General features: G+C 72.8%; 16 protein-coding genes. 6 read left to right on the forward strand and 10 right to left on the reverse strand.

Features of this window, described 5'->3' with window-relative positions:
• Positions 1 to 58: 58 nt before the first annotated feature.
• Both ACLF3G_RS06695 and ACLF3G_RS06700 read right to left on the reverse strand, forming a co-directional pair.
• The gene (locus ACLF3G_RS06695) at positions 59 to 1,426 is read right to left on the reverse strand and encodes an ATP-binding protein (protein ID WP_430668566.1); all 1,368 of its coding nucleotides are present in this window, start codon (positions 1,424 to 1,426) and stop codon (positions 59 to 61) included.
• 56 nt (positions 1,427 to 1,482) lie between these two features.
• A complete protein-coding gene (locus tag ACLF3G_RS06700) occupies positions 1,483 to 2,685 on the reverse strand; it encodes a penicillin-binding protein activator (RefSeq protein ID WP_430668567.1) in 1,203 nt (400 codons plus the stop codon).
• Here ACLF3G_RS06700 and rsmI point away from each other — a divergent pair.
• Positions 2,679 to 3,566, forward strand: a complete 888-nt coding sequence (gene rsmI, locus ACLF3G_RS06705; protein ID WP_430668568.1) for a 16S rRNA (cytidine(1402)-2'-O)-methyltransferase — start codon at positions 2,679 to 2,681, stop codon at positions 3,564 to 3,566. The genes ACLF3G_RS06700 and rsmI overlap by 7 nt on opposite strands.
• A gap of 165 nt (positions 3,567 to 3,731) precedes the next feature.
• Here the strand turns inward: rsmI and ACLF3G_RS06710 are convergent, their stop codons facing one another.
• The 3 genes from ACLF3G_RS06710 to hemW are packed head-to-tail and all read right to left on the reverse strand — an operon-like array spanning position 3,732 to position 6,830.
• A complete protein-coding gene (locus ACLF3G_RS06710; RefSeq protein WP_430668569.1) occupies positions 3,732 to 4,685 on the reverse strand; it encodes a hypothetical protein in 954 nt (317 codons plus the stop codon).
• The gene (locus ACLF3G_RS06715; protein WP_430668570.1) at positions 4,685 to 5,662 is read right to left on the reverse strand and encodes a hypothetical protein; all 978 of its coding nucleotides are present in this window, start codon (positions 5,660 to 5,662) and stop codon (positions 4,685 to 4,687) included. The genes ACLF3G_RS06710 and ACLF3G_RS06715 overlap by 1 nt, the downstream gene beginning before the upstream one ends.
• Before the next feature lie 4 nt (positions 5,663 to 5,666).
• Positions 5,667 to 6,830, reverse strand: a complete 1,164-nt coding sequence (hemW, locus tag ACLF3G_RS06720; protein ID WP_430668571.1) for a radical SAM family heme chaperone HemW — start codon at positions 6,828 to 6,830, stop codon at positions 5,667 to 5,669.
• 17 nt (positions 6,831 to 6,847) lie between these two features.
• Between hemW and ACLF3G_RS06725 the strand changes: the two genes are divergently transcribed.
• Both ACLF3G_RS06725 and ACLF3G_RS06730 read left to right on the forward strand, forming a co-directional pair.
• On the forward strand, positions 6,848 to 7,321 hold the full coding sequence (locus ACLF3G_RS06725) for a YbaK/EbsC family protein (protein WP_430668572.1): 474 nt from the start codon (positions 6,848 to 6,850) through the stop codon (positions 7,319 to 7,321).
• On the forward strand, positions 7,321 to 7,719 hold the full coding sequence (locus tag ACLF3G_RS06730) for an MAPEG family protein (protein ID WP_430668573.1): 399 nt from the start codon (positions 7,321 to 7,323) through the stop codon (positions 7,717 to 7,719). Before ACLF3G_RS06725 ends, ACLF3G_RS06730 begins: the two co-directional genes overlap by 1 nt.
• 24 nt (positions 7,720 to 7,743) lie before the next feature.
• Here the strand turns inward: ACLF3G_RS06730 and ACLF3G_RS06735 are convergent, their stop codons facing one another.
• From ACLF3G_RS06735 to ACLF3G_RS06755, 5 genes are all read right to left on the reverse strand, one after another.
• The gene (locus ACLF3G_RS06735; RefSeq protein ID WP_430668574.1) at positions 7,744 to 8,721 is read right to left on the reverse strand and encodes a tripartite tricarboxylate transporter substrate binding protein; all 978 of its coding nucleotides are present in this window, start codon (positions 8,719 to 8,721) and stop codon (positions 7,744 to 7,746) included.
• A 117-nt stretch (positions 8,722 to 8,838) separates the two neighbouring features.
• Positions 8,839 to 9,567, reverse strand: a complete 729-nt coding sequence (locus tag ACLF3G_RS06740) for an alpha/beta hydrolase family protein (protein ID WP_430668575.1) — start codon at positions 9,565 to 9,567, stop codon at positions 8,839 to 8,841.
• Positions 9,564 to 10,178 carry a non-canonical purine NTP pyrophosphatase gene (locus ACLF3G_RS06745; protein ID WP_430668576.1) on the reverse strand — a complete coding sequence of 205 codons (615 nt, stop codon included), beginning with the start codon at positions 10,176 to 10,178 and terminating at the stop codon, positions 9,564 to 9,566. Before ACLF3G_RS06745 ends, ACLF3G_RS06740 begins: the two co-directional genes overlap by 4 nt.
• Positions 10,175 to 10,927, reverse strand: a complete 753-nt coding sequence (gene rph / locus ACLF3G_RS06750) for a ribonuclease PH (RefSeq protein WP_430668577.1) — start codon at positions 10,925 to 10,927, stop codon at positions 10,175 to 10,177. Before rph ends, ACLF3G_RS06745 begins: the two co-directional genes overlap by 4 nt.
• Positions 10,928 to 10,995: 68 nt before the next feature.
• On the reverse strand, positions 10,996 to 12,927 hold the full coding sequence (locus ACLF3G_RS06755) for a polysaccharide biosynthesis protein (protein ID WP_430668578.1): 1,932 nt from the start codon (positions 12,925 to 12,927) through the stop codon (positions 10,996 to 10,998).
• A 136-nt stretch (positions 12,928 to 13,063) separates the two neighbouring features.
• Here ACLF3G_RS06755 and ACLF3G_RS06760 point away from each other — a divergent pair, with 136 nt between their 5' ends.
• The 3 genes from ACLF3G_RS06760 to ACLF3G_RS06770 are packed head-to-tail and all read left to right on the forward strand — an operon-like array spanning position 13,064 to position 15,350.
• Positions 13,064 to 13,723 (forward strand): glutathione S-transferase family protein, encoded by a 660-nt coding sequence (locus ACLF3G_RS06760; protein WP_430668579.1) that lies wholly within the window; start codon positions 13,064 to 13,066, stop codon positions 13,721 to 13,723.
• Positions 13,720 to 14,604, forward strand: a complete 885-nt coding sequence (locus ACLF3G_RS06765) for a VOC family protein (RefSeq protein WP_430668580.1) — start codon at positions 13,720 to 13,722, stop codon at positions 14,602 to 14,604. Before ACLF3G_RS06760 ends, ACLF3G_RS06765 begins: the two co-directional genes overlap by 4 nt.
• Positions 14,601 to 15,350 carry an FkbM family methyltransferase gene (locus ACLF3G_RS06770; RefSeq protein ID WP_430668581.1) on the forward strand — a complete coding sequence of 250 codons (750 nt, stop codon included), beginning with the start codon at positions 14,601 to 14,603 and terminating at the stop codon, positions 15,348 to 15,350. Before ACLF3G_RS06765 ends, ACLF3G_RS06770 begins: the two co-directional genes overlap by 4 nt.
• Position 15,351 lies beyond the last annotated feature (1 nt).

Here is a 15,351-nt window from a genome sequence, read left to right on the forward strand (position 1 = left end):
CAACGCCGGAGGCCGGCTTTCGTCGCGCCAAAGCGCGAAATTCAACCGCGCGCCGGCCTCACTCCGCGGCGGGAAGCCACACCCGGAAGGTCGAGCCGACGCCCTCCTCGCTCTCGATCAGCAGCAGTCCGCGATGGCGGTTGACGATGTGCTTGACGATGGCGAGGCCGAGGCCGGTGCCGCCGGCATTGCGTCCACGGCCGCGATCGACGCGGTAGAAGCGCTCCGTCAGCCGCGGCAGATGCTGACGGGCGATGCCGGGGCCCTCGTCGCTGACGGCCAGCACCAGGCCGGGCCGGGCCGGCCAGCGCGGGTCGGGCACATCCTGCGCCCGCGCCAGGGTCAGCCGGATGGTGCCGCCCTCCCGCCCATAGCGCGCCGCGTTCTCCAGCAGGTTGCGCAGCACCTGCGCCAGTTGGCCGGCCTCTGCGGGCGCGGCGACCAGGCCCTCCGGCGCCTGCACCGCGACGCTGGCGCCGCGCGCCGCCAGCACCGGCCCCAGCGCCTCCAGCTCCGCCGCCACCAGTGCGCCGAGGTCGACCCGGCCGGTGGGTGGCTGATGCTCCGTGATCTCGATGCGGGACAGGCCGAGCAGGTCGTCGATCAGGCGCCGCATGCGGTCCGCCTGTTCCGCCATGATGCCGAGGAAGCGGGCGCTCGCCTCGCGGTCATCCTCGGCCGGGCCGCGCAGCGTCTCGATGAAGCCGATCAGGCTGGCCAGCGGCGTGCGCAGCTCGTGACTGGCATTGGCGACAAAATCGGCGCGCATCCGTTCCACCGCGCGGTCCCGCGTGCGGTCGGACAGCAGCAGCAGCAGGCGGCCGCCATCGGCCAGCGGCGGGTCCATCGGCACCGCGTGGACATGCAGCTCCCGCTGCACCGGAACCGGCAGGGCGATGTCGGCGCGCTGCGCGGCGCCGGTCGCGAGCGCGGCGGATACGGCCTCGGCCAGGGCAGGGTGGCGCAGCAGCGCGGCGAGGTCGCCGCCGCCGGCCGGCACGGCACCGAACAGCGCCCGCGCCTCCGCATTGGCACGCAGCGCGGCGCCGCCGGAATCCAGCACCACCAGGGGGTCCGGCAGGATCTCGATGATCGCGGCGTCCGATTGCCGCAGGCGGGAGACCTGCTCGGTGCGGGCCTGCAAGGCGCGGGCGACACGCCGCGCGGTCTCCGCCACCTCCTCGACCGAAGGCAGCAGCAGCGGCCCGGCCAGTTCCGGCACCGTGCCCTCGCCATCCATCGCCTGGCGCAGCGCGGCACCGAGGCTGCGCAGATTGCCAAGCCAGATGCGCGCCACGGTCAGCGCACCGGCCAGCGTGGCGCCCAATGCCAGCAGCCCCGGCAGCGGGTCCACGGCACCGCCCAGCAGCAGCAGCAGCAGGGCAAAGGCCGGCACGCCGCCGACCAGCGCCGACGCGGCCAGCAAGCGCCCAAGGGGTGGCGGCGCGGCTGGCATGGCCTAGCCCGGGGGCCCTTCGGGGCTCAGAAGCCCGGCGCGCCCGGGACCGGGGCCTGCTCGATCACCTGCGGCTCGCTGCCCGCCGAGACGGCATAGACCGCGAGGCCGCGCAGGGTCTGGCCATCCGGCAGCAGCCGCAGCGGGCCATCGGCCCCGGCGAACCCCTCACCGCCCGTCACCTGGCCCGGCAACGCGCCACTGCGTAGTGAGCGGGTGGCGATGGCGGCGGCATCGTAGGCGGTGGCGGCGACGCGTGGCGGGGTTTCGCGGAAGGCGTCGCGGTAGCGGGCCTCGAATCGGGCGCGGGCACGGCCATCCGGACCGGCGAACCACGCCCCCTCCAGCGCCGGCTCCCGGCCCAGGGCCGTGTCGTTCAGCCACAGCGCCGTGCCCAGCAGGCGCGGCGTCTGCCCACCAGCCTGGGCTTCCGCCACCCAGGTGGCGGCGAAGCGACGCGCGCGGTCGCCGGCTTCGCCGATCAGCACCGCCTCCGCGCGGCCACCGCTGATCCGGGCGCCGGAGGCCGCCATGCCCGGATCGGAGTTGGCCGGATGCAGCGCGATGCTGGGCGGCGGCAGGCCGAGATCGCCGGTCGCACCGCGCAGCGCCTCGGCCAGCGCCCGGCCAAAATCGTTGTCCGGCGCCCCGAGCGCGAAGCGCTGAACCCCCTGCGCCGCGGCGGCCGCGACCACGCGCCGCACCTGCTGGCGCGGCGTGATGCCGAGCACCCAGACGCCCGCCCCGGCGCGCTGCGAGTCATTGGTGAAGGCCAGCACCGGCACGCCGGCGGCGCGGGCCGGTTCGGCCACGGCGGCGACCTCCGCGCTGGTCAGCGGGCCGATCAGCACGCGGGCGCCATCGGCGATCGCCGCCCGCGCCGCATCCCGTGCCCCGGCCGGCGTGCCGCCGGTGTCACGTGGGGCCAGCTCGATGCCGGATTGCGATTCGTCGAACAGCGCCATGTAGCCGGCATTCAGCATCGCCTGGCCGAGCGGCGCCTGCGGCCCGGTCAGCGGCAGCAGCATTGCCGCGCGCAACGGCCCGACCGGCCCCGGCATCATCGGCTGCACGCCGCCGATCGGCGGGGCGACTCCGATGAAGGATGGCCGCGGGGCTTGCGGCGCGCAGGCTGCAAGGCCCAGAAGGGCGCTCAGCAGAACCCCGAGACCGGCGCTTCCGAAGCGGCGCCGGGCGAGGGGCAACCGGCGGGGCGTGGAAATTGGCAAGCGGCGACCCTCCTGAACGGGCGGCGGCGCCTCGGGAGGCCCCGCTTGGGCTGTCCCTGGTGGCGACACCGATCGGCAATCTCGGCGACCTGTCGCCCAGGGCTCTCGCGGTACTCGGCGCGGTGGATGCCGTGCTGTGCGAGGATACCAGGGTAACAGGCCTCATGTTGCAGCGTTATGGCGTCTCCGCGACGCTGGTGCCACTGCATGACCACAACGAAGCGGAGATGATACCTCGGGTACTGGCCCGCATCGAGGCGGGGCAGCGGCTGGCGCTGGCGTCCGATGCCGGGACGCCGCTGGTCTCGGACCCTGGATACCGGCTGGTGCGCGCCGCCATCGAGGCCGGTGTGCCAGTCACCGCGGTGCCGGGGCCGAACGCGGCGGTGGTGGCGCTGACCCTTTCGGGGCTGCCGCCTCACCCCTTCGTGTTCCTGGGCTTCCTGCCGCCGAAGGACGGACCGCGTGCCGCGGCCATCGCGCGCCACCGCGCCGCGGAGCGCGCTGGCCTGTCCGCCACGCTGGTGCTGCACGAGGCGCCGCACCGGCTGGCGGAGGCGCTGGCGGCGCTGGCCGAGGGGCTGGGCGCGGATCGGCCCGCCGCGGTGGCGCGCGAATTGACCAAGCGGTTCGAGGAGGTGCGGCGCGGCACCCTGGCGGAGCTTGCCGCGCATTACGCCACCGAGCCGGCGCGTGGCGAGATCTGCATCTGCGTCGGCCCGGCGCCGGAGGAGCCCACCGCCGCCGCCGATCTCGACACGCAGTTGCGGGCCGCGATGGCGAGCCAGAGCCTGCGCGACGCCGCCGCGATGGTCGCCGCCGCCACCGGGCTGCCGCGCAAGCAGGTCTATGCGCGGGCGCTGGAACTGGCGGCGGGCTGACTCAGAGACCGTCGAGAATGCCGGCGGCTGAGGATCCGCAGGGTATCTTGCGTCCCTGGCAGAAGGTGGACGCCGCCGATGCTGGTTAAATCGCAAGTCCACCGACGCCCCAGGGGCGGAAAAGATCCGCGGAGCCGACTTGCCCGGTGTTCTCGAACGGTTTTTTCAGCCCGCCGGCTTGTGCAGCAGCACGGAGCCGGGTGGCAGCTCGTTCGCGAATTGGGTCAGGACATTCACCGCGCGCCGATCAGTGCCGAGCACCAGGCCGATGACCGGCACACGACAAGCCACCGCATAGGCGGCCGGCAGATCCTGGTTCGTTATCAACACCCCGCAGCGCGCCACCAGCGACTTCATCCGCGCCGGAGTCATCTGCCGGCGGCGCCAGGCCGAATCGGAGAGTTCGGGCAGCAGAAGCGTCGCGCCGGGCAGCAGATCCTCCAGGAAGGCGCGGCTGCCCGCAAAGTCGTCCATTGCGCCTTCCACGGGTTCCATTGGCAGCGGCAGCACCGGCCAGCCTTGCATCGGCGCCAGCACCGCGCACAACTCCTCCCGCCGCGCGGTCCAGGCGGCGCGCATCCGTGGCCCGCCGAGGATGGATAGCCCCAGCAGCTTGCCGCCCGGCAGCAGCGGCAGCAGCGCCGGGTCGGGCGGGCCGAGCCGCTCCGGGTAGGGGTCGATGCGAAACATGCGGGCGACGCGCCAGACCAGCAGCGCATTGGCCGTGTGATGGTCGCGCAGGTCCAGCGGCCGGGCCGCCTCCAGCACAGCGACACCGGCCGGTGGGTCGCGCCGCGCTGCCCCGCGCTCGACGCCGAAGCGCAGCACCTCGAAGCTGGCCCCGGCCGCCACGGCGCGCGCGGCCAGCGCAAGTGCCTGTTCCAGCGCCGGCCGTTCCTGGAAGGCGCCCGTCAGTACCACCCGGCCGATTCCGAGCGCCACGGGATTGGCATCCGGGGCCACGACCTCGAAACCTGGCGGCGCAACAGGGGCGCTGGTGGCCAGCAACAGCGGCGCGTCGCCCCCCAGGCCGCCGGCCAGCAGGCGCGGCAGGTCGGCGAGCAGGGCGCGTGAGCGCAGGTCGCGGAACGGGCGCTCCGCCAGGATCAGGGTGCGCATCAGGCGGTGAGCAGCCCGAGGCAGCGCGACCCGGGGGGCAGCCGGTGCTGCATGCCGACGAAGGTGCGGCGCAGGCTGTTGTCCTCCAGCGGGTGCAGGCCGATGACGCGAACGCCGCTGCCGATGGCGTGGACCAGGTTGTGCTTGCGCTGCGTCACCAGCGTATCCAGCCGCGCGACCAGCCCCTTCAGCCGGCGCGGCGTCAGGTGGGCGCGCCAGTGGTCGCGGTCCAGCAGCGCGGGGGCGGCGATGCGGTGGCCCGGCAGGAAGTCGCGGATGAAGGCCAACGCGCCGGCCATGTCATCCTCCGCCGCGCTGTTCACATGGACCGTGCTGACGATCGGCACGATCAGGTGGTCGGAGAATTCCACCAGCATGTCACGCACCAGCGCCGCCTCCTGCGCCAGGCAGGCGCGCATGTTCGGCATCGGGATGATGGACACGCCAAGCAGCGGCACGCCGCGCGGCAGCAGCGCGTCCGCCAGGCTGAAATCGGGCGCGATGTCGGCCTCGGGGAAGAAGGAGATGCGTGGCAGGCGCCCGAACCCGGCCTCGGCCACACGCTCCACACCCAGGTAGTCGCGCACCGTGAAGCTGGCGAGGCGATCGATCACGCCACGTGCCGTGGCATCGAGCCAGCCGAGGTCGTTCAGCAGCCAGGCGACGCCAAGGTTGTGGAAATGGATCTCCGCGCCCTGCGCCTCGGCCTGCGCCAGCCATGGCATCCAGTTGCGGAAGGCATCCGGCACGCCGAACATGCCGCCGCCGAACACCACGCGCCCCGGCCGCAGCGCCAGCATCTGCGCCGCATCACCGAAGCACCCATCGAGGCCCGGCACGCACTGCAGCGTCCATTCCGGCGCGACGGAGAAGGCGTGGCTCCGCGCGCCCGGGAAGGCTTGCAGCGCCTCGATCAGGCAAAGCTCGTCGCCGAGGTTGCCGTAGCCATAGGCGCCCAGGAACACGGTCGTGGTCATTGCGCTATCTGACCAGCAGCGGCAGCAGCGCGTCCAGCCGCAATAATCCATCCGGCGTGGCGGCGAGCCGGCCGTTTGAACGCCATTCGAGCAAACCCTCGGCGGCGAGGCTTTCGAGCGCGCCGGGTTCGACGCAGTCCTCGAAGGCCAGGCCGCTGCGGCGGGCGATGCGCGCGGGTTCGATGCCCTCATGCAGGCGCAGGCCCATCAGCAGCGCCTCCCGCGCCCGATCGCGCGGCGACAGTGCCTCCTCCTCCACCACCGCGTGGCCGTCGCGCTGCACGCGCGCAAGCCATTCCTCTGGTGCGCGATGGCGGCGGGCGGCCATCAGGCGCCCATCCGGCAGGGTGAGGCGCTGATGGGCGCCGGCGCCGATGCCGAGGTAGTCGCCATACCGCCAGTAGGCGAGGTTGTGGCGGCTTTCGGCGCCGGGCTGGGCGTAGTTGGAGATCTCGTAGGGCAGCAGGCCGAAGCCGGCGGCCTCCTCGGCGGTCGCGGTATAGAGCCGCGCCGCGTCATCGCCCTCCGGCAGCCGGAAGGCGCCGCGGCCGAACAGGGTCGCGAACTGCGTGCCGGGCTCGATGGTAAGCTGGTAGAGCGAGAGGTGATCCGCCGCCAGCGCCAGCGCCTGGCGCAGCTCCGCCCGCCATGCCGCCTCGGCCTGACCCGGCCTGGCGTAGATCAGGTCGAAGGATACGCGCGGGAAGGTGCTGCGGGCGTGTTCCAGTGCGGTGATGGCCTCGCGGGTATCATGCTTGCGGCCGAGGAAGGCCAGCGCCTCCGCATCCAGCGCCTGCACGCCAAGCGAGACGCGGTTCACGCCGGCGGCGCGGAACTCCCGCAGCTTCGCCAGTTCGACGCTGGTCGGGTTGGCTTCCAGCGTGATCTCGATGCCGGGCGCCAGGTCGAAAAGCCGCGCCGCGTCCTCGATCAGCGCGGCAGCGGTGGAGGGCGCCATCAGGCTGGGCGTGCCGCCACCGAAGAAGATGCTGGCCAGGGTGCGGCGCCCGGCCTGGTTGGCGCGCCCGGCCTCCCGCGCCAGTTCCGCCCGCAGCGCGGTGGCGAAGGCCGCCTGGTCCACCCGGTCCCGCACATGGCTGTTGAAGTCACAGTAGGGGCACTTGGCGGCGCAGAAGGGCCAGTGGATGTAGAGGGCCAGGGTTTCCATCGGCGGGGGATATGGCGATGTCGGGCGGGTCTGTCGAACGGGTGCGCACGGCGCTGGCGGCGGCGGGGCATGCGGACACCATTTCCGCCTTTCCGGACGGCACGCGCAGTGCGGTGGAGGCCGCGGCGGCGGTCGGGTGCGACGTGGCGCAGATCGCCAAGTCCATCGTGTTTCGCGCCGGCGAGAGGCCGGTGCTGGTTGTTGTCTCCGGCGCGAACCGGGTGGATATGGCGAAGGTCGCCGCGGCGCTGATGTTTCACGTGAAACGCGCCGATGGCGCCTGGGTGCGGGAGGTGACGGGCTTCGCCATCGGCGGCGTCGCACCTCTCGGCCACCTGACGCCGCCGGCGGTGGTGCTGGACGAGGACCTGTTCCGCTTCGACCGCGTCTGGGCCGCCGCCGGATCGCCCATGCATGTGTTCGAGACGACGCCGGCGGACCTGCTGCGCCTGTCCGGCGGCCTGCGTGCCGATGTGCGGGAGGCCGGCTGATGCTGCCCGTCACCGGGACCTACGCCGGCCTGCTCGCCTTCGGCTTCATCCTGCTGAGCGCGCGCACCATCGTCGCCCGTCGCAGATACGGCGCATCCCTCGGCACGCCGCACCGGATGGTGGAACGCGTCGTGCGCGCGCATGGCAATTTCGCCGAGCATGTGCCGCTGGCGCTGATCCTGCTGGCCTTGTGCGAGGCGAACGGGCTGGTGGGCTGGGCGCTGCACGTCCTCGGCATCACGCTGCTGGCGGCCCGCCTGGCGCATGCGCACGGCATATCTCGGGAGCCGGAGCTCAGCGCCTGGCGTGTCTTCGGCACCAGCCTGACGCTGACGGTGCTGGGGGCGGCCGCCGCCGCAAACCTGGGGGTGGCGGCGGCCGTGATGGCCGGGCGCTAGATCAAGCGCCCGGCCGGACTTCCGCTACCCCGCATTCTGCGGCGTCACCCCCGCAGCCCGCGCCGCGGCGCCCCACTTCTCCATCTCCGCCTGCACCAGCGCCCGTGATTCCTCAGGCGAGGAGGTGGTGACGGCAGCGCCGAGCTGGTTGTGCCGCGCCACGATCTCCGGCCGCCGCAGCGCCGCGACCACGCCGTCGTTGAGCCGCGCCAGCAAGGCCGGCGGGATATTGGCCGGTCCGATCACCATGCCCCAGGTCGAGGCCTCGAAGCCCGGCAGCAGCGCTTCCGCCAGCGTCGGCACATCCGGCAGTTGCGGCGCGCGCGTGGCGCCGGTGGTGGCCAATGCCTTCAACGCGCCGGACTGGATATGCGTCAGTGCCGCCGGCACCGTGTCGAACATGATGTCGACGCGGCCCGAGATCAGGTCCGGATGCGCCTGGGTGCTGCCGCGGTAGGACACATAGGTCAGCTCGATCCCCGCCTCCTTCGCGAAGATCACCGGCGCCAGCCGCACCACGCCCGCTGTCCCGGCGAAGGTGAGCTGCCCCGCCGGCTGGCGCTTGGCCAGCGCCACCAACTCCGCCGGCGTGTTCGCGGCAAAACCGCGCGAAGCGCACAGCACCAGCGGCGTGCGCGTGGTAAGCGAAATGAAGCTGAAGTCGCGCATCGTGTCGAAGGGAAGCCGGTAGAAGGCGGCGTTCACCGGATGCCCGACCGAGACCAGCCCCAGCACATGCCCATCCGGCGCAGCCTTGGCGACGATATCCGTGCCGATCACGCCATCCGCGCCGGCCCGATTCTCCACCGGCACCGGCTGGCCCCAGGTCGCGGCCAGCGGCTCCGCGATCAGGCGCGCCGTGATGTCGGACACGCCGCCGGGCGTGTAGGGCACAATCATGCGGATGGCGCGGTTCGGGAAGCCGGCGCCCTGCGCCTGCGCGCGAGCGGCCAGCAGAAGGGCGGGCGCCGAGAGCAGCACCGCGCGGCGGATCGGGTTCATCCTGGTCTCCTCCAAGCGGGTCTGTGCCCGCTGGTCCAGGATGCGCGCGATGAGCACGCCGGCGGAACCCCGCCCGGCACCGGCGGGCTGCGCAACACTTCGGGATGGGCCGCGGGATCAGGGGCAGGCGCGGGGTGGTGCATCCGCAAAATCCAGGAAGCGGGCCAGGCAGTCGCCGAACAGCGCGTCGAACGCCTCCGCCTGCAAGCCGCCATGGCCGACCGGCGCCTCCGGCCGGTCCAACACCAACGCGGCCACGCCCTGCCTGGCCATCGCACCCATGAACAGCGCGGCGCGCGCCGCAGGGTCCGGGTCCCACGCATCGTCGCGGAACAGCAGTAGGGCCATGCGTGGCGCCGCGGACGGGCTCGCCGCCTCCAGCGCCCGAGTGAAATCCGCCAGGGCCTGGGCGCGGCGTTCGGCGCTGGTGCCATGCGCTGCCGGCGCCGCCAGCACCACCGCATCCGCCAGCCCCGACTGCCGCAGCGCCACCAGCGCCACGAAGGCCCCGCGGCTTTCGCCCACCAGCACCACGCGCCGGTAGCCGCGCGCCCGCAGCGCGGCAGTGCCCTTCGCCAGGCGCTGCGCGCCTTCCTCCAGCGGATCACGCCCGCCGGTGCGGTCGAACTGCCACAGCGCCCAGCCCGCCGCCGACAGCCGGTCCATCCAGGCTGGTGGCGGCGGGGCCGGTCCGCCGGGGGCGTAGGGGTGCAGCCAGACTGCGGCGCCCGTGGTCGCGCCGGGCGAGGCCGTGTCCTGGCCCGGCACCGGGGTCAATGGCCCCGCCGATCGCGCCGTGCCCGGGCCCGCCAGCAGAAGCGCCAGCAGCAGGCCCGCCAGCCTCATTCCGCGGGCGGCAGACAGGCGGCGGCCAGCTTCCGGAAGGCGGCGGCGCGGTGGCTGATGGCGTGCTTTGCGTCGGCCGTCATCTCGCCGAAGGTTTCGCTTGCGCCATCCGGCACGAACATCGGGTCGTAGCCGAAGCCCTGCGTGCCTCGCGGCGGCCAGACCCACTGGCCATGCGCCTCGCCAAGAAAGCCCTCCACGTGACCATCCGGCCAAGCGAGCACCAGCGCGCAGGAAAACCAGGCGCGCCGATCCGCCGCATGCCGCGCCAGTTTCTCGACTTTCGCCATGGCCATCGCGTAGTCACGGCCACCGGGCGTCTCCGCCCAATCCGCCGTCCGCACGCCCGGCGCGCCATCCAGCGCGGCGACGGAAAACCCGCTGTCATCCGCCAGCGCCACCAGCCCGCTCGCCCGCGCCGCCGCCAGCGCCTTGAGGCCGGCATTGCCGAGGAACGTCTCCTCGGTCTCCTCCGGCTCCGGCAGGCCGAGTTCCTTCGCGCTGACAATGAAAATCCCATGCGGCGCCAGCAGCGCCGCATTCTCCCGCACCTTGCCCGCGTTGTGCGAGGCCAGCACGATGCGCGTCGCCTCGAGCCGCCGATGCGTCATCCGCGGATCGCCACCTTCTGCATCTCGAACAGCTTCGTCGTGCCGGCGCGCGCCAGGCCCAGCAGTTTGAGAAGCTCATCCTCGGAGAACGGTGCACCCTCCGCCGTCGCCTGCACCTCCACCACGCCGCCGCTGCCGGTCATGACGAAGTTGCCGTCCGTCTCCGCCTTGCTGTCCTCGGCATAGTCGAGGTCCAGCACCGGCGTGCCCTGCCAGATGCCGCAGGACACCGCGGCCACCTGCTCGCGCAGCGGGATGGTCTTCAGCACGTTCATCTTCACGCAATGCTGAAACGCCAGGTGCAGCGCCACCCAGGCGCCGGTGATGGACGCGCAGCGCGTGCCGCCATCCGCCGTCAGCACGTCGCAGTCGACGGTGATCGACATCTCGCCCATCGCCTTCAAATCCGTCACGGCGCGAAGGCTGCGCCCGATCAGCCGCTGGATTTCCTGCGTGCGGCCGGATTGCTTGCCCTTCGCGGCCTCCCGGTCGCTGCGGGTGTGCGTGGCGCGCGGCAGCATGCCGTATTCGGCGGTGACCCAGCCCTGGCCGGTGTTGCGCAGGAAGGGCGGCACCCGCGTCTCGACGCTGGCGGTGCACAGCACCTCCGTCAGGCCCATGCGGATCAGACAGGACCCCTCGGCATGGCGCGACGGGCCGGGGGTGAGGCTGACCTCGCGCAGCGCATCGGCGATGCGGCCGGAGGGGCGGACGAAGGGGGCTTTAAAGCCGGCAGGGAAATCGATCATGCGGCGGCAGGTATCACGCGGAAGGAAGACGGGGGAGTGAACTCCCCCGCGCCCCCTCCTTTTTTCGGCTATCCGCCAGCTTTCTCATGCGCAAACTCCGGCACCAGCCCGCCCAGCCGCGCCAACGCCCCTGCCGAATCCCCCGCTTCCGCCAGCGCGGCGATCTCGTCGATCGCCCGCCCCATCACCTCCGCATCCGTGGTCCGCGGCACCGCCACCAGCAGCCCGGCGAAATTCGTCGGCTGCGGCGGCTCCTGCCCGTGGAACAACTCCTCGAACAGCTTCTCCCCCGGCCGCAGCCCGGTGAAGCGGATCTCCACATCCTCCTCCGGCCGCAGCCCCGCCAGCCGAATCATCCGCCGCGCCAGGTCCACGATCTTCACCGGTTCGCCCATGTCGAGCACGAAGATCCCGCCCTCGCGCAATTCCTTCGGCTGGTCGGCGCGGTCCGTCGCGCCCACCACGCTGGCCTGCAGCACCAGCCCCACCGCCTCCCGCACCGTCATGAAGTACCGGCGCATATCCGGATGCGTCACCGTCAGCGGCCCGCCGCGTTCCAACTGCCGGCGGAACAGCGGCACAACGGACCCGGTGGAGCCCAGCACGTTGCCGAAGCGCACGGTCACCAGCCGCATCCCCGTCCCGCTCGCCCGCGCCATGCGGTCCAGCGCCTGGCAGTACATCTCGGCGACGCGCTTGGAGGCGCCCATGACGCTGGTCGGGTTCACCGCCTTGTCGGTCGAGATGAACACCATCAGCGAACACCCCGCCGCCCGCGCCGCATCGGCGACCACCCGCGTGCCCGCGGCATTGGTCAGCAGCCCCTCCAGCGGGTCATTCTCCACCATCGGCACGTGCTTCAGCGCGGCGGCGTGGAACACCAGCTCCGGCCTTATCTCGCGGAACAGCCGGCCGATCCGCTCGGCATCGCGCACATCGGCCAGTACGGCGCGGCGCGGTACATCCGGATGGCGCTCGCGCAGTTCCAGGTCGATTTCGTACAGCACGTATTCGCCATGATCGAGCAGCGTCAGGCTCGCCGGCCCCAACGCTGCCACCTGCCGCGCCAGTTCCCCGCCGATGGTGCCACCCGCGCCGGTCACCAGCACGCGCCTGCCCTGCACCAGCCGCGCCATGCCCTCCCGGTCCAGCGGCACCTGCGGGCGGTCCAGCAGGTCCTCGATCTCCACCGGCCGCAGCCGCACGCGCTGTTCCGGCTCCGCGCGTTCGCCGGGCCGCCGGCTGGCGGGGCCGAGCGCGGTCGGCCGGGGCGCGCGCTTCACCGGCACGCCATGCCGGTCCGCCGCATCCAGCAGCCGTTGCAGCTCGCTGCCCTGCATCTGCGGCGTCGCCAGGATGATCTGCGCCGGCAACCGCCCTTCCTCCCGCAACCCATCCAGCACGGCGGCCGCATCCTCCACCGTGCCGAGGATCGGCAGGCCATGGATGCGGCGCCCCAACTGCCGGGCACGCTGCGACAGGATGCCCACCACCCGGTAGGCCGGGCTGCGTTGCTGGGCGAGCGCGCGGATGAAAAGGTCCGCCCCTTCCCCCGCGCCGACCAGCAACGCCGGTTGCGCCGGGGTTTCGCTCAACGGCCCGGCGCGGCCGGCATGTTGCAGGCGGGCGGCAATGCGCGGCGCCGCCAGCAGCGCCGCCAGCACCAGCGCATGGATCACCGGAAACCCGATATTCCCCGAATGCCAGGCGCCCCCGAGGCGAAGGCCCGCCGAGAACAGCAGCGCCCCGCCGGCCGCCGCCGCGGAACTCGCCAGCAATTCGGGCAGCGAGGCGAAGCGCCAGTACTGCTGCGGCAGCCGCAGCGGCAGCCCGGCCAGCAGCAGCGCCGCCACCGCCCACGGCACGGCGCCGAGCCACCACAGGCCCGGCGGCCAGGCGCCAGGCGCCGCCAGCCACACGGCGGCCGGCAGCGCGATCGCCGCCACCAGCCCGTCCAGCCCCAGATTGAGGAGAATGCGATCCCGCGCCGATGCCGCCATGAACCCTCCATAGCCGCGCGCCGGCTCCGCCGGAAGGCGAGCCGGGGCTCAGGCACCGGCGGTGCCCCTGCCGGGTTCGACGCCGCGGCCGGTTCATGGCAGTTTCCGGCTCGGCATGACGGGTGCGGGGGACAAGATGGCCGAAGGCAGGCTGGTGATCGGGACCAAGCGCTACTCCTCCTGGAGCCTGCGCGGCTGGCTGATGGTGCATCTTGCCGATCTCGACGTGACGGAGGAGCTGATCCCCCTCGCCGGCGGCGGCAACACCCAGGCAATCAAGGACATCTCGCCGAACGCGCTGGTCCCCTACCTGGAACATCGCGGCGCCCGGATCTGGGAAAGCCTGTCGATCGCGGAGTACTGCGCCGAGTTCAAGGCGGACCTCTGGCCGCGCAACCGCAGCGCGCGCGCTCATGCCCGCAGCATCGCGGCGGAAATGCATGCCGGGTTCCGCGCCCTGCGCATGGCCATGCCGATGAACCTCGGCCGGGATTTCGCCGGCCATGGCCGCAATCCCGGCAGCCTGGCCGACATCGCCCGCATCGAGGCGATCTGGGCCGAGGCGCTGGCGCCGCATGGCGGCCCCTTCCTGATGGGCGACAGCTTCGGCCTGGTGGATGCGATGTACGCCCCCGTCGTCGCCCGCTTCATCACCTGGCAGCCCGAGATTTCCGCCACCAGCCGGGCCTATCGCGACGCCGTCCGTGCCCATCCCCTGGTCGACCGTTGGTACAAGGAAGCCGCCGCCGAGCCCGCCGAATGGCTGCTGCCGAAATACGAGAACCCAAGCCTGTGACCGTCGCCACCACCCTCGACCATCTGGGCCTCTGCACCCGGGACCTCGGCGCGCTCACCGCTGCCTGGGAACGCATGGGCTTCGCGCTATCGCCGCTGGCGCAGCAATCCGGCAAGCGCACGCCGGCCAGCGCCACGGAGCCCTTCGGCACAGCCAACCGCTGTGCCTTCCTGGAACACGGCTACATCGAGCTGCTCGGCCTGGTCGACCCGAGCCTGTTCGCCAACGGCCTGGACCGCTTCCTGGCCCGCTACACCGGGGCGCATATCTGCGCCTTCGGCATCCAGGACGCGGAGGGAAACCTGGAACGCCTGCGCCGCGGCGGCCTCGACATCCCCGGCATCGCCTGGCTGGAACGCCCTGTCGAGGCCGGTGGCCCCACCGCCCGCTTTGCCCGCCTGCCCTTCCCCGACGCGCCCGAGGGCCGCATCCAGCTGGTGCAGCACCTGACGCCCGAGCTGGTCTGGGATCGCCGCTGGATGGGCCACCGCAACGCCGCCATCGCGCTGGAGACCGCCATCCTGGTTGCCGAAAACCCGGCCGAGGCGACCGCCCGCCTGTCCCGCCTCACCGGCCAGCCGGCCCGCCCGGACCCGCTGGCCGGCTTCGTGCTGACCTTGCCCGGCGTGGCGGGCGGCGCCGGCCCATTCTCTCCGGCGCTGCCGACGCATCTGCGCATCCTGCCGCCCGCGGCGCTGCCGCAGGTGCTACCCGGCCTCACGCCGCCGGCGCTGCCCTTCCTGGCAGGCATGGTGCTGCGCACCAGCGACCAGGGCCACGCCGCGCGCGCCGTGCTGGCCGGCCTGCCGGTGGTGGAGGCGCCGGATGGCATCATGGTGCCGCCGGAACATGCCGGCGGTGCGGCGGTGGTATTCGCGTGACGACGGCCGCCGCCATCCGCCATTCGCTCCGCACCTACTACACGCCGGGCCGAGCCGCGGCGCTCGATGCCTTCCACGCGCGCTTCCTCGGCCCCGATGACCTCGGCTTCGATATCGGCAGCCATGTCGGCGACCGCAGCGCCAGTTTTCTCCGGCTTGGCGCCCGCGCGCTGGCGGTGGAGCCGCAGCCGCGCCTCGCCCGCCTCCTGCGCCTGTTGCACGGCCGCACCCCCGGCTTCACCCTGGTCTCCGCCCTGGTCGGTGCCGCCCCCGGCACCGCCACGCTGCGCGTCAATTCACGCAATCCGACCGTCGCCAGCGCGTCGGAGGACTTCGTGGCCGCCGCCGCCGGTGCGCCGGGCTGGGAGGGGCAGGTCTGGGACACCGAGTTGCACCTGCCGGTCACCACCCTGGATGCGCTGGCTGCGGCGCATGGCGTCCCGAACTTCATCAAGATCGACGTCGAGGGCTACGAGGCCACGGCGCTGTCGGGCCTGAGCCGCGCCCCCCGGTCCCTGTCCTTCGAGTTCACCACGATCCAGCGGGACGTCGCCCGGGATTGCCTGGATCGGCTTTCGGACCTCGGCTTCCGCGCCTTCAACGCCTGCCTGGGCGAGGCCATGACCTTCGCCCATCCCGTGCCGGTCCCCGCCGCCGCCATGGCCGCCTGGATCGACTCCCTGCCGCACGAGGCCAATTCCGGCGACGTCTATGCCAGCCTGGAGCCCACGCGGCTCATCCCCTGAT

It is taken from the genome of Falsiroseomonas sp. HC035, from assembly GCF_050563525.1.
In the GTDB taxonomy this organism is placed as follows: domain Bacteria; phylum Pseudomonadota; class Alphaproteobacteria; order Acetobacterales; family Acetobacteraceae; genus Falsiroseomonas.